Source organism: Kitasatospora sp. NPDC036993 (assembly GCF_055607525.1).
In genome coordinates, this window is the sequence record NZ_JBVJRP010000007.1 from 435,371 (window position 1) to 456,674 (window position 21,304).

At 76.3% G+C, this 21,304-nt stretch carries 17 protein-coding genes; 10 read left to right on the forward strand and 7 right to left on the reverse strand.

Going from position 1 to position 21,304, the window contains the following annotated elements:
• The first annotated feature begins 288 nt into the window (after positions 1-288).
• The 6 genes from ACZ7C5_RS18130 (at position 289) to ACZ7C5_RS18155 (ending at position 12,162) form a co-directional block, all read left to right on the forward strand.
• Positions 289-3,408, forward strand: coding sequence for a non-ribosomal peptide synthetase (locus ACZ7C5_RS18130; RefSeq protein WP_470322933.1), 3,120 nt, complete (start codon positions 289-291; stop codon positions 3,406-3,408).
• Complete coding sequence (locus ACZ7C5_RS18135) at positions 3,405-4,580, forward strand: acyl-CoA dehydrogenase family protein (RefSeq protein ID WP_401084470.1); 1,176 nt, start codon at positions 3,405-3,407, stop codon at positions 4,578-4,580. Before ACZ7C5_RS18130 ends, ACZ7C5_RS18135 begins: the two co-directional genes overlap by 4 nt.
• A 27-nt stretch (positions 4,581-4,607) precedes the next feature.
• Positions 4,608-6,422: an amino acid adenylation domain-containing protein gene (locus tag ACZ7C5_RS18140; RefSeq protein WP_470322934.1), complete on the forward strand. Its 1,815-nt coding sequence runs from the start codon at positions 4,608-4,610 to the stop codon at positions 6,420-6,422.
• Positions 6,423-6,488: 66 nt separating this feature from the next.
• Positions 6,489-8,312, forward strand: coding sequence for a non-ribosomal peptide synthetase (locus ACZ7C5_RS18145; protein ID WP_401084476.1), 1,824 nt, complete (start codon positions 6,489-6,491; stop codon positions 8,310-8,312).
• Positions 8,309-11,173 (forward strand): condensation domain-containing protein, encoded by a 2,865-nt coding sequence (locus tag ACZ7C5_RS18150; protein ID WP_470322935.1) that lies wholly within the window; start codon positions 8,309-8,311, stop codon positions 11,171-11,173. The genes ACZ7C5_RS18145 and ACZ7C5_RS18150 overlap by 4 nt, the downstream gene beginning before the upstream one ends.
• A gap of 155 nt (positions 11,174-11,328) precedes the next feature.
• A complete protein-coding gene (locus tag ACZ7C5_RS18155) occupies positions 11,329-12,162 on the forward strand; it encodes an SDR family oxidoreductase (RefSeq protein ID WP_470322936.1) in 834 nt (277 codons plus the stop codon).
• Between the two features lie 51 nt (positions 12,163-12,213).
• Here ACZ7C5_RS18155 and ACZ7C5_RS18160 read toward each other — a convergent pair whose 3' ends face one another.
• From ACZ7C5_RS18160 to ACZ7C5_RS18170, 3 genes are read right to left on the reverse strand one after another with little or no spacing between them, the layout of a single operon-like run.
• Entirely contained in the window at positions 12,214-13,449 is a 1,236-nt protein-coding gene (locus tag ACZ7C5_RS18160) for a vWA domain-containing protein (RefSeq protein WP_470322937.1), read from the reverse strand.
• Entirely contained in the window at positions 13,446-14,687 is a 1,242-nt protein-coding gene (locus tag ACZ7C5_RS18165; RefSeq protein WP_470322938.1) for an AAA family ATPase, read from the reverse strand. Before ACZ7C5_RS18165 ends, ACZ7C5_RS18160 begins: the two co-directional genes overlap by 4 nt.
• A gap of 52 nt (positions 14,688-14,739) precedes the next feature.
• Complete coding sequence (locus ACZ7C5_RS18170) at positions 14,740-16,152, reverse strand: hypothetical protein (protein WP_470322939.1); 1,413 nt, start codon at positions 16,150-16,152, stop codon at positions 14,740-14,742.
• Between the two features lie 48 nt (positions 16,153-16,200).
• On the opposite strand from ACZ7C5_RS18170, the gene ACZ7C5_RS18175 reads away from it, so the two are divergent.
• Both ACZ7C5_RS18175 and ACZ7C5_RS18180 read left to right on the forward strand, forming a co-directional pair.
• On the forward strand, positions 16,201-16,470 hold the full coding sequence (locus tag ACZ7C5_RS18175; protein WP_401084491.1) for a hypothetical protein: 270 nt from the start codon (positions 16,201-16,203) through the stop codon (positions 16,468-16,470).
• A 205-nt stretch (positions 16,471-16,675) separates the two neighbouring features.
• Positions 16,676-17,371 (forward strand): polysaccharide deacetylase family protein, encoded by a 696-nt coding sequence (locus tag ACZ7C5_RS18180; RefSeq protein WP_401084494.1) that lies wholly within the window; start codon positions 16,676-16,678, stop codon positions 17,369-17,371.
• Positions 17,372-17,479: 108 nt separating this feature from the next.
• Here the strand turns inward: ACZ7C5_RS18180 and ACZ7C5_RS18185 are convergent, their stop codons facing one another.
• Positions 17,480-17,656, reverse strand: coding sequence for a hypothetical protein (locus tag ACZ7C5_RS18185; RefSeq protein WP_401090362.1), 177 nt, complete (start codon positions 17,654-17,656; stop codon positions 17,480-17,482).
• Positions 17,657-17,732: 76 nt separating this feature from the next.
• Between ACZ7C5_RS18185 and ACZ7C5_RS18190 the strand changes: the two genes are divergently transcribed.
• Positions 17,733-18,320 carry a TetR/AcrR family transcriptional regulator gene (locus ACZ7C5_RS18190; RefSeq protein ID WP_401090364.1) on the forward strand — a complete coding sequence of 196 codons (588 nt, stop codon included), beginning with the start codon at positions 17,733-17,735 and terminating at the stop codon, positions 18,318-18,320.
• A 67-nt stretch (positions 18,321-18,387) separates the two neighbouring features.
• Entirely contained in the window at positions 18,388-19,545 is a 1,158-nt protein-coding gene (locus tag ACZ7C5_RS18195) for an SGNH/GDSL hydrolase family protein (RefSeq protein ID WP_401090366.1), read from the forward strand.
• Between the two features lie 29 nt (positions 19,546-19,574).
• Here the strand turns inward: ACZ7C5_RS18195 and ACZ7C5_RS18200 are convergent, their stop codons facing one another.
• Genes ACZ7C5_RS18200 through ACZ7C5_RS18210 form a run of 3 tightly spaced genes read right to left on the reverse strand, consistent with a single transcriptional unit; the run spans position 19,575 to position 21,231 of the window.
• Complete coding sequence (locus ACZ7C5_RS18200; protein ID WP_470322940.1) at positions 19,575-19,859, reverse strand: 4'-phosphopantetheinyl transferase family protein; 285 nt, start codon at positions 19,857-19,859, stop codon at positions 19,575-19,577.
• Positions 19,860-19,867: 8 nt separating this feature from the next.
• The gene (locus ACZ7C5_RS18205) at positions 19,868-20,173 is read right to left on the reverse strand and encodes a hypothetical protein (RefSeq protein WP_401090370.1); all 306 of its coding nucleotides are present in this window, start codon (positions 20,171-20,173) and stop codon (positions 19,868-19,870) included.
• A 5-nt stretch (positions 20,174-20,178) separates the two neighbouring features.
• The gene (locus tag ACZ7C5_RS18210; protein WP_401090707.1) at positions 20,179-21,231 is read right to left on the reverse strand and encodes an alpha/beta fold hydrolase; all 1,053 of its coding nucleotides are present in this window, start codon (positions 21,229-21,231) and stop codon (positions 20,179-20,181) included.
• Between the last annotated feature and the right edge of the window lie 73 nt (positions 21,232-21,304).

Consider the following 21,304-nt stretch of genomic DNA (forward strand, 5'->3'; position numbering starts at 1 on the left):
CGCCCGCATCCGTTCACCCGCACCCGTACGCCCGGATCCCGCGCGCCCGAATCCGTACGCCCGAAACCGTACGCCCGTTCCGCGGGCCCGACCTCCCACCCCGGATCCGCCCACGACGGATCCACCCCGTCCGTCCGAGCGCGCCCGACGCGCCGCCCGGACGGACCCCCGGGTCCCGGGCCGCACCTCACCCCGGTGCGGCCCGGTCCACCGGCCGGTACGGGACCACCCCACGCCCGCGACCGACCTTCGCAGTGCCGACAAGCCCACCACACAAGGGAGTTGACCATGTTCGCACTCTCTCCTTCGCAGGAGATCGTCTGGCTGCACGAACAGATGCTGCCGGGCAGCCGCGCCTACAACTTCACCGCCGTCCTCGACCTGTGGGGCACCCTCGACCGGGACGCGCTGCACGCCGGCCTGGCCGCCGTGCTGGCCCACCACCCCGGTCTGCGGCTGGAGTTGATGCCCAGGCCGGAGGGACTGCCCGGCCAGCGGGTCGCCGAGGACTGCGAACCCGAGCTGCGCCACAGCGACTTCACCGCCGAGCAGGACCCGGAGGCCGCCTTCCGCCGGCTGCTCGCCGCCGAGGCCGAGGAGCCGCTGGACACCGAGCGGGCCCCGGTGCTGCGCTGGCACCTGGTCCGGCTCGCCGAGGACCACCACCGGCTGATCCACGTCGAACACCACCTCGTCCACGACGGCCACTCCTTCGCGATCCTGCTGCGCGACCTGTTCACCGTCTACCGCGCCACCGTCCTCGGCGAGCCGTACGAGCTGCCCACCGCGCCCTCGTACGAGGAGCACGCCCGCGCCGCCGCCGACCTCCCCCGGGACCGCGGACTCGACTTCTGGACCAGGGAGCTGACCGACGCCCCGCGCGAGGTCACCCTGCCCGGAGTGGCGCGGCCGGGCGTCGAGCGCCGCCACCGGGGCGGCCAGCTGCGCCAGTCGGTCGGCGCCGACCTGGCCGAGCGGCTGCGCGAGCGCAGCAAGGCGGACGGCCACACCCCGTTCAGCACCCTGCTCGCGCTCTTCGCCGAACTGCTGCGCCGGCACAGCGGCCACCGCGAGGTGGTGGTCGGCACCGCCGTCGGCAACCGCCCCGAGGGCTTCGAGAGCACCGTCGGCATGTTCGTGAACACCGTCCCGCTGCGCCTGCGGCTCGACCCGGCGGCCCCCGGCACCGAGGCCGTGGACGAGGTGACCGACGTCCTGCTGCGCGCGCTGCCGTACCAGGACCTGCCGGTCCAGGAGCTGACCCGCAGGCTCGGGCTGCACACCACCGGCGCCGACAACCCGCTGTTCAACGTGATGTTCAGCGCGCACGACGCGGCGCTGCCCGACGTCCAGGCGCCCGGCCTGGAGGTCTCGCTGTACGAGGGCTTCAACACCGGCACCACCCGCTTCGACCTCGACCTGGTGCTGCTGCCCGACGACCGCCGGGTGGTCGGCGAGAAGCACGGCGCCGCCGGGATGACCCTGGTCTGGGACTACGACGCGGACCTGTTCCGCGAGTCCGAGGCGGTGCTGCTGTCCGAGCGGCTGCTGGAGCTGCTGCGCTGCTACCTGGACGCTCCGGAGGCGCCGATCGCGGAACTCGCCCCCGCGCCGGAGCGGCCGGAGCGGCCGGAGAGCTCGGAAGCCGTCCTGGCGGCCGCCGCCGACCCCGCCGTGCTCGACCCGGCCGCCGCCCACGACCCCACCTCGCTCGCCCTGCTGGCCGGCACCGAGCGGATCAGCTACGGCGAACTCGACCGCCGGGTCACCGAGCTGGTCGAGCGGCTGCGCGCCGCCGGGGTCGCGCCCGGCCAGCCGGTGGCCACCGTGCTGCCGCGCGGCACGGACAGCGTGGTCGCCCTGCTCGCCTGCCTGCGGCACGGCGCCGTGTACGCGCCGCTGTCCACCGAGGACCCGGCCGCCCGGCTCGGGCTGCTGCTGGAACGGCTGAGCCCCGCGCTCGTCCTGGCCACCCGGCAGAGCGCCCTCGCGCTGCCCGCCGAGGGCGTCACCCCGGCGCTGCTGGACGGCCCCGCCTTTCCGAAGGCCGAGCCCGCCGCCGTGCTGGACGGCGCCGCCTACGTGATCCACACCTCCGGCTCCACCGGCGTGCCCAAGCCGGTGCTGGTCGGCCGCGCGGCCCTCGCCGGGTACGTCGCGGCGATCGCCGGCCGCTACGGACTCACCTCCGCCGACCGGGTGCTGCTGTTCGCCCGCCCGTCCTTCGACGTGGCCCTGGAGGAGGTGCTGCCGGCCCTCGCCGTCGGCGCCGCCCTGGTGGTGCCGCAGCGCGAGGTGCCCACCGGCCCCGAGCTGGTCGCGGTGCTGGCCGCCCGCGGCGTCACCGTCGCCAACCTGCCGACCAGCTACCTGCTCGCGGTCCGCGAGGACCTGCGCGAGGCGCTGGCGGACGGCCGCTGGGCGCCCCGGCTGCTGGTGCTCGGCGGCGAGCGGCTGCCCGCCCGGGCCCTGACCGGTCTGACGGGGGCCACCACCGTGCTGAACGCCTACGGGGTCACCGAGGCCACCGTCACCTCCACCGTGTACGAGGTCACCGCCGCCGACCTCGCCGAGGACGGCGAGATCCCGCTCGGCGCCGAACTGGACGGCGTGCGCATCCACGTCCTGGACGACACGCTGCAACCGCTCGCGCCCGGCTGCGTCGGCGAACTCGCCATCAGCGGCCCCCTGCTGGCCGAGGGCTACCTCGCGCTTCCGGAGCCGACCGCGGCCCGCTTCGTGACCGTCCCCGCACTGGACGGCGCCCTCGTCTACCGCACCGGCGACCGCGGCTACCGCGACCCGGACGGGCGGCTGCGCTTCCTCGGCCGGGCCGACAACCAGGTCAAGCTGCGCGGCCACCGGATCGAACTGGAGGAGATCGAGGCCGCCGCCTCCGCCGAACTCGGCGGCCGCTCCTGCGCCGTGCTGCTGCACACCGACCCGCAGACCGGCCCCCGACTGGTCGGCTTCCTGGAGGGCGCCGAGCGCCCCGACCAGGCGGCCCTGCACGAGGCACTCGCCCGCCGGCTGCCCGGCGGACTCGTCCCGGCGAGTTGGACGGCCGTCGCCGCGATGCCGACCCTGCCCGGCGGCAAGCCCGACCGCAACGCCCTCGCCCGCCTGGCGGCCGAGGCCCCGGAGCCGGAGGCACGGGACAGCGCGCCGAGCGCGTTCACCGACCCCGGCCAGCAGCTGATCGCCGCCGCCTGGCGCGAGGTGCTCGGCCACGACCGCTTCACCGCGGACTCGCACTTCTTCGAGGTCGGCGGCCACTCGCTGCTCGCCGCCCAGCTCGCCGCCTACCTGGAGCCGCACCTCGGCAGCCGCCCGCCGCTGCGCACCCTGTTCCGCCACGCCGTGCTGGCCGACCAGGCCCGCGCCCTCACCGCAGGAGAGACGAAGTGACCGCCCCCTCCGCCGTCCTGGAGGACGGCCACCGCGAACTCGTCGAGGCCTTCGAGAGCTTCGTGCGCCGCGAACTCGTCCCGCTGGCCGCCGAGTTGCCCGAGACCGCCGACCTGGTCCCGGGAGACCTGCGGGCCTACGTCCGCAAGCGCTCCGCCGCGCTCGGCTTCTACGCCGGCGACTACCCCGAGGACCTCGGCGGCGCCGACATGCCGTTCACCGCCGTCGTCCTGCTGCACCACGCCGCCGGGCGCAGTGGCTGCGTGCTCGCCCCGTACGCCCTGGCCGGCTCCGACGGGCCCAGTCCGCTGCTGCGCAACGGCACCCCCGAGCAGGTCGAGCGCCACCTGGTCCCGCTGGTGCGCGGCGAGCAGACCCGCTGCCTCGCCCTCACCGAACCGCACGCGGGCTCCGACGCGTTCCGGCTCACCACCACGGCCGTGCGCAGCGGCGACGGCTGGGTGCTGAACGGCCGCAAGACCTTCGTCAGCAACGCCGAGCACGCCGGGATCGCCCTGGTCGTCACCGCCACCGACCTCGGTGACGGGGCCGGCCCCGTCGCGGGGGCCACCGCCTTCGTGCTGCCGATGGACCAGCCGGGGCTGCGGATCGGCCAGCGCTACGAGGGCATGTCCGGCGAGCCGCTGTTCGAGCTGCTGCTGGACGGGGTCACCGTCGGCCCCGAGGCCGTGATCGGCGGCGAGGAGGGCGTCGGCGCGGCCACCGCCCTCGCCATCGACAGCCTCTCGCGCGGCCGCCTGGTGGTCGCCGCGATGTGCAACGGCATCGCCGAGTACGCGCTGCGGATCGGCGTCGAGTACGCGAAGGACCGGCGCGCCTTCGGCCGGGTGATCGGCGAGTACCAGCACGTCCAGGAGCACCTGGTCGCCACCCGGGCCGAGGTCGAGGCCTCCAAGCTGCTCACCCTCGCCTGCGCCCGGCTGGTCGACGAGGGCACCGAGTCGCCCGAGAACGCGGCGCTCGCCAAGCTCACGGCCTCGGAGACCGCCGTACGTGCCGTGGACCGCTCGCTCCAGGTGCACGGGGCCACCGGCTGGGTGCGCGGGCACCCGCTGGAGTTCCTGTACCGATACGTCCGGATGACCACGATCATCGAGGGGACCTCGGAGGTCCAGAAGGTGATCATTGCCCGTTCCATGGGCCTGAACTGACGATACGTCACCTTCCTGGAGATGATGATGGAACACACTGACGAGAAGACCGCCGGCACGGAGACCCCGAGCATCGGCTACGGCCGTCCGCACCAGGACGGCGCGGTGCTCGACCTGTTCACCAGCTGGGCGCACCGCACCCCGGACGCCCCCGCCCTGATCGACGGCGACCGCGCCTACGGCTACGCCGAACTCGACCGCCTCGCCGACACCGTGGCCGAGGCCCTGCGCGGCAAGGTCGGCCCCGGCGACCTGCTCGGCGTCTGCCTCGGCCACTCGGTCTCGCTGGCCGCCGTCACCCTGGCCGCCGCCAAGCTGGGCGCCGTCCACCTGCCGCTCGGCCCGCGCCCCGGCGAGCACCGGCTGCGGGCCGTCGCCGAACAGCTGCGCCCGGCCTGCCTGGTGGGCGAGCCCGGACTGCTGCCGCCCGGCGGCGAACGGCTGGAGCTGGACCTGCCCACCGGCGGCGTGGTGGCCGCCCTGAGCTCCGGCGAGCAGGTGCCCGTCCCGCCCGGCACCCAGTACGCGGTGCTCACCTCCGGCTCCACCGGCACCCCGAAGGCCGTCGCCGTCACCGAGCCCGCGTTCGGCGCCCTGCTCCAGTGGTACCGCGAGCTGACCGGCCTCGGCCCCGGCGAGCGGCACGGCCTGCTGATCGGCGTCGCCTTCGACCCGCACCTGATGGAGCTGTGGGGCGGCCTCACCTCCGGCGCGGCCCTGGTCGTCGCCCCCGAGGCCGTCCGCTGGGACACCGGCGCGCTCACCGACTGGTGGCGCGAGGCCGGGATCACCGTGGCCGTCCTGCCCACCCCGATGGCCGAACCCGTCCTCGGCCGGCCCTGGCCCGCCGGCCTGGCGCTGCGCCACCTGACGATCGGCGGCGACCGGCTGCGCCGCGCCCCCGGGCCCGACGTCACCGCGACCGTCCACAACGCCTACGGCCCCGCCGAGGCCACCGTCACCACCACCGTGCACAGCATGGCCCCCGGCGGCGACCACGGCGCCGGCGCCCCGCCGATCGGCCTGCCGATCGACGGCGCCGTCCTCCTGGTCACCGACGAGGACGGCCGCCCGGTGCCGCGCGGCACGGCCGGCGAGCTGCGGATCGGCGGCCGCGGCCTGGCCGCCGGGTACCTCGACCCCGAGCTGACCGCCCGCCGCTTCGTCGACGCGCCCACCGGCCTGGTCGGCACCGACCGGGTCTACCGCACCGGCGACCGGGTGGCCATGCGGCCGGACGGCGTGCTGGAGTTCCACGGCCGGCTGGACGACCAGGTCAAGGTCAGCGGCGTGCGGATCGAACCCGCCGAGGTCGAGGCCGCCTTCGAGCGCGACCCGCGGGTGCACCGGGCGGTGGTCGCCGCCGGGCAGGCGCCGGCCGGCGGGGCCCGGCTGCTCGCCTTCGTCCGGGCCGAGGACGGCGCCGACCCCGCGGCACTGCTCGACGCCGCCCGGCCCTGGCTGCCCGAACAGGCCGTGCCCTCCGCCGTCCGGCTGGTGGAGCGCTTCCCGCTGGACGCCAACGGCAAGGTGGACCGCCAGGCGCTGCTCGCCGAGGCGACCGCGGCGGGCGGAGCGGACGACGACCCGGTGGACGAGGGAAGCACCCCGGTCGAGCGCACCGTGCTCAAGCTCTGCCGCGAGCTGATCGGCCACGCCGACCTCCGGCCGCAGGACAACTTCCTCGCCGCGGGCGGCAATTCGCTGGCCGCCGCGAGACTGCTGGAGGCCCTGGAGAACGAGTACGGCGTACGGCTGCGCGCCCCGCTGGTGCTGCGCCAGCCGGACCTGCGGGCCGTCGCCCGGCTGATCGAGGAGCGGCTCGCGGCCCTGACCGCCTGACCCGCCCCGACCTCCTCAGCAGAGCGCCCCGGCCCACCCGGCCGGGGCGCCCGGAAGGGAACCACCATGACCACCGCGACCCGGCCCGCGCACACCGCCACTTCCCCGCACGCCAGGCCCGCCCTCCCCGCCCTGATCGCCCGGCAGGCCGGACTCCGGCCCGACGCGCTCGCCGTGACCGACGGCTCCACCGCCCTGACCTACCGCGAACTCGTGGACGCGGCAGGCCGGCTGGCCGCCGTCCTGACCGCCAGGGGGATCGGCCCCGGCAGCGCCGTCGGCCTGCTCTGCGCCCGCTCCACCCGGCTCGTCGTCGCCCAGCTCGCCGTCTGGCGGGCCGGCGGACTGCTCGTCCCGATCGACCCGGCCTACCCGCGCCCGCGGATCGCCGAGATGACCGCCGACGCGGACGTCCGGCTCGTCCTCGGCGACAAGGGCCTGCTCGCCGAGGCCGGGCTCCCCGAGGAGCGCACCCTGGTGCTGACCGAGCGCGGCACCGAGACCGACGACGAGACCGACGGCGAGCCGGCCCCCGACGCCGCCGACCCGGCCGCGCCCGCCCTGCTCTACTACACCTCGGGATCCACCGGCCGCCCCAAGGGCGTCCTCGTCCCGCACAGCGCCGTCACCGACCTGGTCACCGCCGAGGACGCGTTCACCCTCGGCCCGCGCGACCGGGTGCTCTTCCACTCCACCGTCTCCTTCGACGCCGCCACCTTCGAGCTGTGGGCCCCGCTCGCCCGCGGCGCCGCCGTGGCCGTCTCCCCGACCGAGCGGCCCAGCGCCGAGGACCTGGTCCGCGACGTGGAGCGCTTCGGCGTCACCACCCTCTTCCTCACCACCGCGCTCTTCCACCACCTGGCCGCCCGGCGGTCCCGGATCTTCGGCGTGCTGCGCACCCTGGCCTTCGGCGGCGAGGCGGTCTCGCCCGAACACGCGGGCGCCGTGCTGCGGGCCTTCCCCTGGCTCGAACTGATCAACGTCTACGGGCCCACCGAGGCCACCACCTTCACCACCCTGCACCGGGTCACCCCGGCCGACTGCGCCGGCTCCGTCCCGATCGGCCGGACCTTCGGCGGCGCCCGCGCGTACGTCCTGGACGAGCGGCTCGCGCCGGCCGCCCCCGGCACCGTCGGCGAGCTGTGGATCGCCGGCGACCGGCTGGCCCTCGGCTACCTGGACCGGCCCGAGCTGACCGCCGAGCGCTTCCGCGAGCTGCCGGGCATCGGGCGGGCCTACCGCACCGGCGACCGGGTCGGCCGACGGGCGGACGGCTCCCTGGAGTTCCACGGACGCACCGACGACCAGGTCAAGGTGCGCGGCTTCCGGATCGAACCGGGCGAGGTCGAACACGCGCTGCTCCGGCTGCCCGAGGTCGCGGAGGCCGCGGTCGTGGTCCGCCGGGCCGGACAGCCCGACGCCGCGCTCACCGCCTGCCTGGTGCCCGCCGAGGGCGCCCACCCCGCCGTCGAGGCACTGCGCGCCCGGCTCGCCGAGCAGCTGCCCGCCCACCTGGTGCCCACCGCCTGGACCGTGCTCGCCGCGCTGCCGCTGACCGGCAGCGGGAAGGTGGACCGGCGCGCCCTGGCCGCCGACGGACCGTCCGAGGCGCGGCCGTCCGCCGGCGCCGAGCTCGGCCCGATCGAACAGGCCGTCGCCGAGGCGTGGAGCCGCGCCCTGGAACGCCCGATCACCGACCCGGCCGCCGACTTCCTCGCCGAGGGCGGGCACTCGCTGCTCGCCATGTGGGTGGTGGACGACCTGCGCGAGGACCTCGGCGTCGAGCTGTCGCTCGCCGACTTCCTCGGCCACCCGACCGTCGCCGCCCAGGCCGAGCTGCTGGAACGCGCCCTGCGGGCCGCCGACGACACCCCGGGAGCCGACCGATGAGCACCGTCGACCAGGCCGACCTGCTGCGCCGGGCCCGCGGCCGCCGCGCCGCCGGCGGTCCCACCGCCACCGGTTCCGATTCCGCTCGTCCCGCCGTCTCCGCCCCCGCGCCGGAGGACGGCCCGGCCCCGCTCTCGCACGCCCAGCAGCGGATGTGGCTGATGGACCACCTCGGCCAGGGCGGCGCCCTCTACAACGTGCCGCTCGCCACCCGGCTGCGCGGCCCGCTCGACCGGCGGGCCCTCGCCGCCGCGATCACCGGCCTGACCGAACGGCACGCCGTCCTGCGCACCCGCTACCCGCGCCGGGACGACCAGCCGTACCAGCGGATCGAGCCGGTCGCCCCGGTGCCGCTGCCGGTCCTGGACGCCACCGGCCCCGCACAGCTCGCCGCCGAGGCCGCCCGCCCGTTCGACCTGGCCACCGGCCCGGTGCTGCGCGCCCTGCTGCTGCGGCACGGCCCCGAGGACCACACCCTGCTGCTGACGATCCATCACATCGCCGTCGACGGCGGATCCCTGCCCGTCCTGGCCGCCGACCTGGCCGCGCTCTACCGCGCCGAACGCGACGGCACGGCACTCCGGCTCCCGCCGCCGGGGCCCCCGTACGCCGACTACGCCCGCCAGGAGCGCGCCCGCGAGACCGAGCTGACGGCCGCCGCCGACCGCCTCGCCGACCGCCTCGCCGGAGCCCGGCCGCTCCCGCTGCTACGGCCCGTCCCGCCCGGGGCCCGCGAGCGCCGCGCCGCCCTGCACACCACCGCGCTGGACCCCGGCGTGACGGAGGCGCTGCGCACCCTCGGCTCCCGGCACGGCGCCACCCTGTTCACCGTCGTGCTGGCCGCCGCGTTCGCCGCGCTGCGCACCGCCTCCGGGCAGGACGACCTGGTCCTCGGCTGCGCCAGCGGCCACCGGGCCCGCCCCGAACTGCGGCGGACCGTCGGCCTCGGCGTCAACACCCTGGCCGTACGGGCGAATCCGGCCGGCGACCCGTCCTTCACGGAACTGCTCGGGTCGGTGCGCACCGCCCTGCTCGACGCCCAGCAGCACCACGAGGTGCCGTTCGACCTCGTGGTCGAGCGGCTCGGCGCGGCGGCCCGCGGGGCCGACGGCACCCCGCTGCTCTCGGTCAGCTGCGACCTGGTCCGGCCGGGCGAGCCGCTCGCGCTGCCGGGACTGGCCGCCGAGAACGTCGAACTCGACCTTGGGCTGGCCAAGTTCGGTCTGGCACTGCTGCTGGAGGACGGCCCGCGGCCGCGTGTCCTGGTCCAGCACGACCGGGACGCGCTGGACGAGGCCACCGCCGCCCGGCTCGCCGAGGCCTTCGCCGCGCTGCTCACCGCCGTGGCCGGCGACCCGGACCGGCCGCTGTCCGCACTGCCCGGAGAGCGGCTGACCGACGCCGAACACCCGCTGGTGGCAGCCCTGTCGGCCGACCCCTCGGTGGTCGAGGCGGCCGTGGTCGAGAACCCGGACGGCCCGCCGCTCGCCTACGCGGTGGTGCGCGGCCCGGTCGCCCCGACCGGCACCGCGCTGCGGGACTCCCTGCGCGGGCGCCTGCCGGCCGCCGGACTGCCGCTCGCGGTCACGCTGGTGGACCGGTTGCCCCGCCACCCCGACGGCACCCCCGACCGCGACCGGCTGCCCGGCGCCGCCCAGGGGGTCGTCGTCCAAGGGGTCGTTGCCCAGGGAGGCGCGGGTCGTCAGGACGCGGGCCCGCTGGAGGCGGTGCGGCAGGCCTTCGGCGAACTGCTGGGCGTGACCCCGTCCGCCGACGGCGACTTCTTCGCCCTCGGCGGCCACTCCCTGGTCGCCGTCCAGCTCGCCGAGCGCCTGCGCACCCGCACCGGGCTGCCGCTCACCGGCCTCGACATCCTGGAACAGCGCACCCCGCGCGCCCTCGCCGCGCTGCTCGCCACCCGCGCGGAGGAGCGCCGTGCCGCCCTCGCCAGGACGGGTGCCCACGCGCGGACCGGTGCCCGCACCGGCACCGTCCTGCTCACCGGAGCCACCGGCGGAGTCGGCGCCGCCGTGCTCCAGGAGCTGATGGCGGAGGGCAGGCCGGTCCGGGTACTGGTCCGGCCGGAGTCCGCGCACCTGCCCGCGCTGAACGGCGCCGAGGTGACGGAGGGCGACCTCGGCGACCTCGACAGCCTGCGCCGGGCCGTCGAGGGCGTGGACGCCGTCATCCACTCCGCCTGCACCTTCACCGACCACGCCACCGACCTCGCCGCGATGCGCGCCCTGGCCGACGGCCGGCGGGGCGGCCCGTTCGTCTTCGTCAGCAGCATCGACGCGTACGGCCGCCCGGCGGGCACCGAGGTCCCCGAGGGCAGCCCCGCCGGCGCATCGGTCACCCCGTACGGGCAGGCCAAACTGGACTGCGAGCGCGTCCTCTTCGAGGCCGCCGCCGCCGGCCGCGGCCCGGCCACCGCCGTCCGCGCCCCGATCGTCTGGGGCCCGCACCACCGGCTGCGCGACCAGCTCCGCTGGGGCTCCACCGGCGCCCTCTACCAGGCCGCCCTGGCCGGCCGGCCGATCGGCCTGCCGGACACCGACCGGTGGTACGGCGCCTCCTGGGTGCACGCCGCCGCCCTGGCCCGCGCCCTGACCGCCTGCCTCACCCCTGACCACCCCGCCACCGGCCGGGTCGTCAACGCGGTGAGCGGACACGTCTCCTGGGCCGAGTTCACCGCCGAACTGGTCCGCCTGCTCGGCTCCGCCGCCCCGATCGTCGCCACCGCCGACGCCGACCCGGAACTGCGCCGCCCCTGGCACTACCGGGCGGACACCCTGGCCGGCCCGCTCACCCCGGAACCGGGCGAGGACTGGCGCGCCGTCCTGGCGGCCATGGTCGGCTGATCCGCACCATCGCGGGCGGAGGGGTCAGGAAGCCGGACCCCTCCGCCCGCGCCACCGGAGGTGCCGCAGCCGGGGGACGGCGATCTTCTTGACCTCAAGCTCGCTTGAGCTCCTAGCCTTCCCGTGACCGGCCATCGGATGACGGGAGAGGGCACATGATTCTTGTGACAGGAGCCACCGGGAACATCGGACGTTCCCTGCTCGGAGAACTGCACGCGCACGGCGCGGGCCCCGTCCGGGGGCTCACCCGGGACGCCGCCCGGGCCTCGTTCCCCGCGGGGGTGGAGGCGTGGGAGGGCGACTTCGCCGACCCGGCCGCCCTGGCGCCCGCGCTCGACGGGGTGCGTTCGCTGTTCCTGGTGTCCCGGCTCGGCCCCGATGCCGACATCCTCGAAGCCGCCGGCCGGGCCGGCGTCGAGCACGTGGTGCTGGTGTCCTCCATCACCGTCCTGACGCATCCGCACCTGGGCCCCGCCCGGGAGAACCTGGCCGTCGAGCGGCTGCTGGAGGACAGCGGCATGGCGTGGACGGTGCTCCGGCCGACGCAGTTCGCCTCGAACACCCTGTGGTGGGCGGCGTCGATCCGCGAGCGCCGGACGGTCCGGGTCCCGTACGCGGACACCGGGCTGCCCACGATCCACCCCGCCGACATCGCGGCGGTGGCGCGCGTGGCGTTGACCGAGCCGGGGCACCGGGGCCGGGCGTACGCGCTGACCGGGCCGGAGCTGGTGACGCCCCGGCAGCAGGCGGCGGCCATCGCGGCGGCCCTGGGCCGGGAGGTGCCCTTCGCGGAGACCGGCCGGGAGGAGGCCCACCGGCAGCTGTCCGCGGCCCTGGGCGCCGAGGCCGCGGACGCGGTGCTGGACGTGACGGGCGGGGACGTCAACGACGAGCTGCTGGCGGTGCGCGACACGGTCGGGAAGGTCACCGGGGCAGCCGCCAGGCCGTTCCACCGGTGGGTCGCCGAGAACCTCGCCGCCTTCCGCTGAGGGCTCCGTTGCCCGTTGCCCGTTTCCCGACCCGGCCGAGGACCCTGCCGCTCAGCCGATGGTCACCACCCGGGCCCACTCCGGGGGTTCGCCCGGCCGGTACTCCTCCTCGTCCTCGGCGTCCTCGTCGTACCGGCTCGGCCGGGGGAACAGGCCCACCACCGTGCGGCACGACGGCGCGACCTCCGGCCAGGGGGTCTGCCCGTCCGTCAGCACCACCACCACGTCCGGCCGCGGCCGGGTCCGCAGCGCCGCCGCGAAGCCCGTCCGCAGGTCGGTGCCCCCACCGCCGATCAGCTGGACGCCCGCCGCCCGGCAGACCGGCTGGACGGTGTGGGCGGCCGCGTCGCAGGAGACCACGGTGACCTGGTCCAGGCGGCTGCCGACCGCCCGGCCGATCGCCGTGACCTCCAGCAGCGCGCTGCCCAGTTCCTCGTCCGAGACCGACCCGGAGGTGTCGACCACCACCGACACCCGGGGCGGGCGCCGCCGCAGGCTCGGCAGCACCACGCCCGGCAGGCCGGTCGAGCGGCGGGACGGACGGCCGTAGCTGTAGTCCCCGCCCGTGCCCGCTCCGGAGGCCGCCGAGCGCACCGCCGCACCCAGCAGCTGCCGCCAGGGCTGCGGCGGGTGGAACGCCTCCTCGGCCCACCGCTGCCAGCCCTCGGGGGCGTCGCCGGGGCGGCCCCGGATGCCCTCGGCGACCCGGAAGCGGACGGCGTCCTGCTCCTGCGGGGACAGCCCGTGGGCGCCGTCCGGGCCCAGCTCCCAGGACCGTTCCAGGCCGTCGGCGCCGCTGCCGCAGTCCAGCCAGGCCAGCTCCCGCACGTGCAGGTCGACCCGGATGCGGTCGAGGTAGTCCTCCATCAGCTGCCCGTCCGGCAGCCCGAGGAAGTCCGGTGTCACGGCGCTCTCGGGGGTGACGAGCCCGTCGCCGAACACGTCGTCGTTGATCTCGCAGTCGGCGGCGACGTTCATCCGCAGCCGGGCGGCCGGTCCGCGCAGCCCGAGGGCCCTGGCGAGGCGGTCGCCGCGCCCGTGGTGGTCGCGCAGCAGGTGCGACACCTCGTGGACCCAGACCGAGGCGAGTTCCTCCACCGACGTGCGGTCGACGAAGCCCGGCGAGGCGTAGCAGCGCCAGTGGCGGTCCACGCCCATCGTCGGCACCTGCCGGGACTCCACCAGCCGCAGGGCGAACAGCGCGGTCGCCAGGTACGGCCGGGCCCGGACGGCCTGGAGGCGGGCGGCGTACAGCTTGGCCACGTCCAGCGCGGCGGCCCCGCTCACCTCCCGGCCCCGGCCCCGGCGCCCGCCCCGACCGCGACCCGGGCGGCGGCCCGGTCCGCCCGCCGGGACAGTTCCACCGCCGACGCCAGGTGCTCGATCGCCGCCGGCACGTCCCAGTCCTCCCGGCGCAGCGAGGCCAGCGTGGTGGCCGGGACGACCACCACGTCCGGCGCCCCGGTCTCCAGCGCCCGGACCAGCAGCGCCCAGGCCGCGTCCCAGCGCTCCCGCTCCGGCCGGTTGCGCACCGCCGCGACCACCCCGTCCAGCACCGCCTGGCGCAGGTCCCCGCGCTCCGGCAGCACCGCGCCGGCCGGGTCGGCGAGCAGGTCCTCCGGGTCCGGCAGGTCCATCCGCTCCATGTGCGCCATCAGTTCCAGCCCGGGGCCGTCCCCGACCGCGCCCCGCACCAGCAGCGACAGCACCTCCCGGGAGGAGCCGGCCGCGGTCGCGAAGGCGACCAGCCGCAGCGTCATGTCCCAGCTGCGCGGCGACGGCCAGGCGCCGCCGCGCCGGGTCTCGGTGGTGGGCAGCCGGTGCACCAGCTCGGGCCGGACCGCCAGCAGCCCGCACACGGCCCGCCGCGCCAGCGCGACGGCCTCCGGCAGCGCCCGCCGGTCGAGTCCGGGCAGGGTGGCCACCGGCCAGACGCCGCCGAGGCCGCGCACCACCACCTCGTGGTCGTGCGCCCACTGGAGGTGGACGAAGCGGTTGGCCAGCGGCGGGCTCAGCTCCCAGCCGTCGGCCGCCGAGGAGCGCGGGTTGGCGGCGGCCACGATCCTTACGCCGGACGGCAGTTGCAGGGCGCCGATGCGCCGTTCCAGGACCAGCCGGAGCAGTGCGGCCTGGACGGCGGGCGGCGCGGTGGACAGCTCGTCCAGGAACAGCAGCCCGCGCCCGGCCCGCACCAGGCGCACCGCCCAGTCCGGCGGGGCCAGCGGGACGCCCTGCTGCGCCGGGTCGTCGCCGACGATGGGCAGCCCGGAGAAGTCGGAGGGTTCGTGGACGCTGGCGATGACGGTGGTCAGCGGCAGGTCCAGGGCCTCGGCGAGCTGGTTGAGCGCGGCGGTCTTGCCGATGCCGGGCTCGCCCCAGAGCAGGACGGGCAGGTCGGCGGCGACGGCCAGGGTGAGCGCCTCCAGCTGGGTGTCGGCGCGCGGTTCGGTGGTGGTGTCGGCCAGCAGGTCGAGCAGCTGCCGGGCGACGTCGAGGCGGGCGGTTCCGGGCATGGGAACGGGCATGGGTGATCACCTCAAGGGGTCTGGTGCGGAAGGGTTTTCGGGCGCGCCGACGTCAGCGGTGCGAGGCCAGTCGGGGCCGGGCCCGGTGGGTGGCGTGGCGCGGACGGTGGGCGGTGCCGTCCGGGCGTGAACCGCGGGTCGCCCGCGGCGACCGGTGGGTGACGACCCAGGGCCCGGTCAGGCCGGAGCGGTAGAGGCCGTAGGCGATCCGCCGTTCGGCCGCCGCCGCCAGCTCGTCCCGCAGCGGCCCTTCGCGCAGCACCGCCTCCGGGCCGAGCAGGGCCTCGACCAGGGCCAGTGCCCCGGCGGTGTCGCCGTGGTCCAACCGTTCGCGCACACCGGCCAGTTCGTGCGGCCGGCGGTGCGTGAGGTCGACCGCCCGCAGGCAGGGCAGCGGGGTGCCGGACAGGGCGGCCAGCAGTTCCTCGCGGCGCAGCTCGGCCGGGTCGTGGTCGAGCGGGGCGAGCACCCCGTCGACCAGCCCGATCCGGTGCCGCGCCCCTCGGCAGTCCACCAGCCGCTGCGGCCAGGGCGGCGAGGACCCCCGCGTCCGGGTTCGGTGGCCGGGCGCCAGCGCGGCCGCCACCAGCGGGTGCAGCCCGTCGGGCTCGATCGCGCCGCTGCGGAGCAGGCCGAGGTCCGGTGGCACCCAGGTCGCGGCGTCGGGCAGCAGCGGCAGTGCCGAGGTGTCCCCGGAGGCCTCCGCCGTCGACCCGTCCGGCCCGAGCAGCAGCCGCCGCCGACGTCCGAGCCGCACCACGACGGGCCCGGCGGGGCGCCCGTCGGCGCGCAGCAACAGCTCGGCCTCGGCGGCCCAGCGGTCGACGGCGCAGGGGTCGACGGCGCAGGGGTCGACGGCTTGGTGGTCGACGGCGTAGTGCGGCGGGGGATCGCCGAGGCCGTTGCCGGGAGCGCCCGTCGGCGGACCTCCCGAACCGGCCCTGACCGCCAGTTCCGTGCTGCGCCCGGCATCCCAGAGGTGGCGGTGCAGGTCGTGGCGGAACCGCCGGCTGGGATGCGGGTGCGGGTGCGGCGACCGGCCGTCGTCCTCGGAGCCGTCCCAGAGGGCCAGGGCGATCCGCTGCCCGTACTCCGCCCAGGCGGGCGGTGTGCGGACCACGAGAACGACCGGAGGCTCGCCCGGGTACCGGGCCAGTGGCACGGTGAGCCCGGGCCGCAGCAGCCCGTCGGGAGCGGTCCTCGGCAGGTGCCAGCGCAGTAGGTCGGGTGCGAGGCGGCGCAGATCGTCCCGTAGCCGGCCGGCGAGTTCCCGGCCGTGGAGGCGGGCGACGTCCCGCAGCCGGAAGTCGACCTCGACGTTGGCGGTGGCACAGGCCCCGGCCCAGTCGCCGGCCAGGCGGCGGGCGGTGGCGGCTTCGATCATGGAGGGCGGCACGGCGTACTCGCGTACGCGCCGCCAGAAGGAGAGGCGGGAGTCGTTCCCGTGCGCGGGGTGAGTGGGCATCAGCACTCACACTTCGCGGACGGGACCCCCGATCTGAGAGCAGGGTGAGTGGTCATCGCGGGGAGCATAGCGCCCCGCGCCGCCGTCCGCCACACCGTTCCGCTCCCCGGCCGCGGCGGCTCAAGGGCCGCTGGAGACCGGGTCGAGAACAAGCCGGCGGCGGCCGGCGACCCGTCCCGGATCCATGATCTCGCCGCCGTGCGGGTCAAGTTCGCGGACAGCTGGGTGCCGGTCAACATGCTCCGCACCGCGCTCTGCACCGGCGGTCTGCTCGCCCTGACCCGCTCCCTGGTGCTGCACGGCCGCGCCGAGCGCTGAACGCCGCACCCCTCGCAGGTGCCCCCCGGCAGCACCCCGTCGGGGGCCTTCGCCGTTCGCGCCCACCCCGTTGACGCCGTTCCTCCGGCCGCCCGCCGCGCGGCTGGCCGATTCCGTTCGCTCGCGACCGGGGACGGGTCGCGGCGGGGGCGCCGCCGGGAGCAGACTGGCCGCGGCACGGGAGTTCCGACCGCAGGGGGCAGGCATGTCCGTACGACCCGTCAGGCGCAGGGCACTCGGCAGGTTCAGGGCCGCGATCGGCGCGCTCGTCGTCGCCCTGGCGGCGGGCGCGGCGGTGGCCCTGCCCGCCGCGGAGGCGGAGGCGGCCGGCCCCCGGGGCGGCAAGGTGGTCTACCTGACCTTCGACGACGGCCCCAGCCCCGCCCACACGCCCAAGGTCCTGACGACGCTCGCCCGCTACGGGGTGCGCGCGACCTTCTTCGAGATCGGGCAGAACGTCGCCGCCCACCCCTCGCTGACCGCGCAGGTCGCCCGGCAGGGCCACAGCGTGCAGAACCACTCCTGGTCGCACCCGGACCTGCGCAAGCTCTCCGCCTCCGCGCTCGACTCCCAGCTGGTGGACACCGATCGGGCCATCCGCGCGCAGACCGGCCGCACCCCGACGTGCCTGCGCCCGCCGTACGGGGCGGTCAACGGCACGGTGCGCTCGAAGGCCGCGTCGCTCGGCAAGCAGGTCGTGCTCTGGTCGGTGGACCCGGCGGACTGGTCCAGGCCCGGTACGTCCGCGATCCGCTCGCGGGTGCTGGACAACGTCCGTCCGGGATCGGTGATCCTGCTGCACGACGGCGGCGGCGACCGCAGTCAGACGGTCGCCGCGCTGCCCGGGATCATCTCCGCGCTGAAGTCGCGCGGGTACGGCTTCGCCACCCTCTGCGGCTGAGTCCGGTCAGCGGCAGAGGGTGGCTCCGGTCGTGCCCGGGCTCAGCCGGGCACGACGACGGTCAGGCCGAGGACGATCAGCCCGTCGGCGGTCAGCCCGTCCTCGGCCTCAGCTCCGCCCGTTGAGGACCAACGCCCAGGCGAGACAGGCCAGGGCGCCGGTCGACAGCAGGGCGCGCAGCACGTTGAACCGCACCCAGCGCGCCTCGAAGCGGGCACCCGGGCCCAGCAGGTGGGCTTCTCGGGGCCGGCGGAGACGGTGATCCTGGCCGGTTGAGACAGGCATTTCCCATTTGCCTAAACCATTTAGGCAATCCCATACTGTCCGTAGAACGCTGACGCGACCGTACGGGAGAACACGCATGGCAAGGGCAGGGCTGACCGTCGAGCGGCTGGTCGTCGCGGGCGCCGAACTCGCCGACGAGGTCGGCTTCGACCAGGTGACCGTCGCCGCGGTCGCCCGCCGCTTCGGCGTCCGGACGGCCAGCCTCTACTCCCACGTCAAGAGCTCGCAGGACCTCAGGACCCGGATCGCCCTGTACGCCCTGGCGGAACTCGCCGACCTGGTCGCCGACGCCCTCGCCGGCCGGGCGGGCCGCGACGCCCTCGGTGCCTTCGCGGACGCCTACCGCGACTACGCGGCCGGCCACCCCGGCCGGTACGACGCCACCAGGCTGCGCCTGGACACCGAGACGGCCACCGCCGGCGCGGGCGTCCGGCACGCCCAGATGACCAGGGCGATCCTGCGCGGCTACGACCTGGGCGAACCGGAGCAGACCCACGCGGTGCGGATGCTCGGCAGCGTCTTCCACGGCTACATCAGCCTGGAGGCGGCCGGCGGGTTCAGCCACACCGCTGTCGACGCGCGGGAGTCCTGGGAGTGGATCATCGACTCCGTCGACGCCCTGCTGCGCGGGGGCGGCGCCGGTCCGGGCGGTCGCGCCGGTTGATCCGGTTGATCCGTCGTTCGCACGACGACCTGATGTCCTGATCCATCCGACGAACCGAAGAAGTGCCATGTCGACCATCACCACCCCCGTCACCGAGGACCTCCTCCACGGCCACCTCGACGTCGAGCACACCCGCCGGGGCCTGCTGCCGCACCGCCTGCCCGCCCGAGCCCGACGGCAGATCCCGGACGAGCAGCTCGCGATGGCCGAGTCCCAGCCCTCCGGCGTCCGGCTCGCCTTCCGCACCCGGGCGACCACCGTCACGCTGCACGCCGTGCCCACCAAGCGCGCCTACCCGGGCGTCCCGAACGTCCCGGACGGCGTCCACGACCTCCTGGTGGACGGCCGGCTCACCGCGCAGGCCACCGTCCCCGGCGGCAACCTGCGCACCGTCGACCTCGCCACCGGCCGCTTCGAGCTGACCGAAGGACCGCCCGGCGCCGCCCGGTTCACCGGCCTCCCGGAGCGGGACAAGACCGTCGAGATCTGGCTCCCGCACACCGAGACCACCGAACTGATCGCCCTCGACACCGACGCCCCGATCGAGCCGGTCCCGACCGGCACCCGCAAGCGCTGGCTGCACCACGGCAGTTCGATCAGCCACGGCTCCAACGCCGCCCATCCCACCGGCACCTGGCCGGCCCTGGTGGCCAACGGCGCCGGACTGGACCTGACCAACCTCGGCTTCGGCGGCGGCGCACTGCTCGACCCGTTCACCGCGCGCGCCATCCGCGACACCCCGGCGGACCTGATCAGCCTCAAGCTCGGCATCAACCTGGTGAACACCGACCTGATGCGGCTGCGCGCCCTCGCCCCGGCCGTCCACGGCTTCCTGGACACCGTCAGGGACGGACACCCGGCCACGCCGCTGCTGGTCGTCTCCCCGCTGCTCTGCCCGATCCACGAGACGGTGCCGGGCCCGCTGGCCCCCGACTTCAGCGGCGGCACCCTGCGCTTCCGCGCCACCGGTGACCCCGCCGACGTCGCCGCCGGCCGTCTGACGCTCACCGTCATCCGCGCCGAACTGGCCCGCATCGTGGCCGAACGCCGGGCCGACGGCGACCAGCACCTGCACCACCTGGACGGACTGGCCCTCTACGGCGAGGCCGAACACGGCCTCCACCCGCTCCCCGACGGGCTCCACCCCTCCCCGGAGGCCCACCGGCTCATCGCGGAGCGCTTCGCCGGCCTCGCGCTCGCGCCCGGGGGCCCACTGGCCCCGTGAGCCGCGCCGGCGCCGTCGGAACGGCCGTCTCACACGGCGGCCGCCATCCGAGGCGGAAGCGCCAGCGCGGTGACGACCGTTCCGTGATGCACGCCCCAGGAGCCGATGCGGGCGACCGGGTGGTGCGGGTGGCGGACGGTGAACGTGCCGTCCGCGTGCACGGAGACGGTGATGGCCGCGAGGGGTGCCCAGACGCCGGTCAGCGGATGGACCGCCTTGTAGGCGGCCTCCTTCGCAGTACTCCGGCTGGTGAGCGGCGAAGCCGAACGCGCGGGCCTCGCCGCGCTGCCCGAGGGCTCCGTCCCCTGGGACACCGTCCTGTTCAGTCGGCGCAGGCCGTGTAGCCGTCGGTGTGGGTGATGCTGCCCGTGACACCCGCCGGCCACCGAGGTGCCCCACCCGGACCGGGCAACAGCGGCACCGGCGGCTGCCCGAGGGCGCCGAGCGCCTGGCGGGCGAGCGTCCTCGCGGTGGCGAACTGCCGGCGACGGCGCGGCGAACGGTCCTGGATGTACGCGGCCTCCAGGGGCAGCAGACGGTCCTCGGACGGGCTGCCGAAGGCCTCGGCGCAGTGGACATGGGACGGGAGCAGCGCGGCCAGGACGCCGGCGGGGACGGTGGTGGTCACGGTCGTCAGCGGCCGGCCGTGACCAGCAGGTGGACGTGCTGGGCGATGTGCAGCGGAGTCTCCAGCGGCACCATGTGGCCGGTGCCGGGAATCCGGTGCAGTTCGGCGTGCGGCAGCGCCGAGACGAGCTCCTGACTGAAGCTCGGCTTCACGATCCTGTCCTCGGTGCCGGTGATGACGGCCGTCGGCGCGGTGATCCGGGCCAGCCCGGCCCGCTGGTCCATCTCCCGGGTCGACGCGAAGCAGTCGGCCTGGGTACCCGGCAGCGTACTGGCGAACAGCCGCCGGTTCGCCTCCCGCGCCGACGGCGAGGCACTCGGCCCGTGCGTCCCGCCGAGCAGCCGGTAGCCCAGCCACGGCGTCCGCAGGGCCCGGCTGAACAGCTTCGACCCCATCATCCTGACCTCGTTCGCGGGCGTGTCCTGCCCGTGCGAGGCGGTCGAGACCAGCACAAGACCCGCCAGCCGCTGGGCACTTGACCCACCCTGTCCCGCGGACAGTCCGGCCGCCCACGCGAGCGCGGCGTACCCGCCGCCGGAGTGCCCCACCACCACGACCGGCCGCCCCGGCGTGCCCCCGCTGGTCGTACGTCGCCACCGTGCACCCGGCCGCCGCGAGCTGCTGCGCGGTGGTGTGCCAGACCGTGCGGGAGGCCGCCCAGCCGTGGACGAGCAGCACCAGCGGCCGGCTCGGATCGGGCTCGCCCGGCTGGTGGACCGTGATGGCGAGCTGCGCGTGGTCGTCGGTGGTCGCGCTGTGGTCGGTGGTGGTGACGGCCTGCTCGGCGGGGAGTGCGGGGGGTGCCGGGTTGGGTGGTGGGCGTCGGTGGGGTGGGCGGTTCGTGGGGGTGGTCGTTCTGGGGGTGGCGGTTCTTCCCCCCGGGGGTGCGGTGCGGCCGTCCGGGGTGCGGTGCGGCGGTGCGGGGCGCGCCGGGCTGGTCTGGGTGTGCGGCGGCCCGCCTCCTGGGCCGTGTCCTCGGGAAGGGGGATCGTGGCAGGGGGCGGGCCGTCGTGGAATGCCGGGGTGGTACCGGTCAGGGGTGGTGCGGGGTGGGTCAGTTGAGGACGGTGAGTGCGGCGTCGTAGTTCGGTTCGTCGGCGATCTCGGCGACGAGTTCGGTGTGCAGGACGG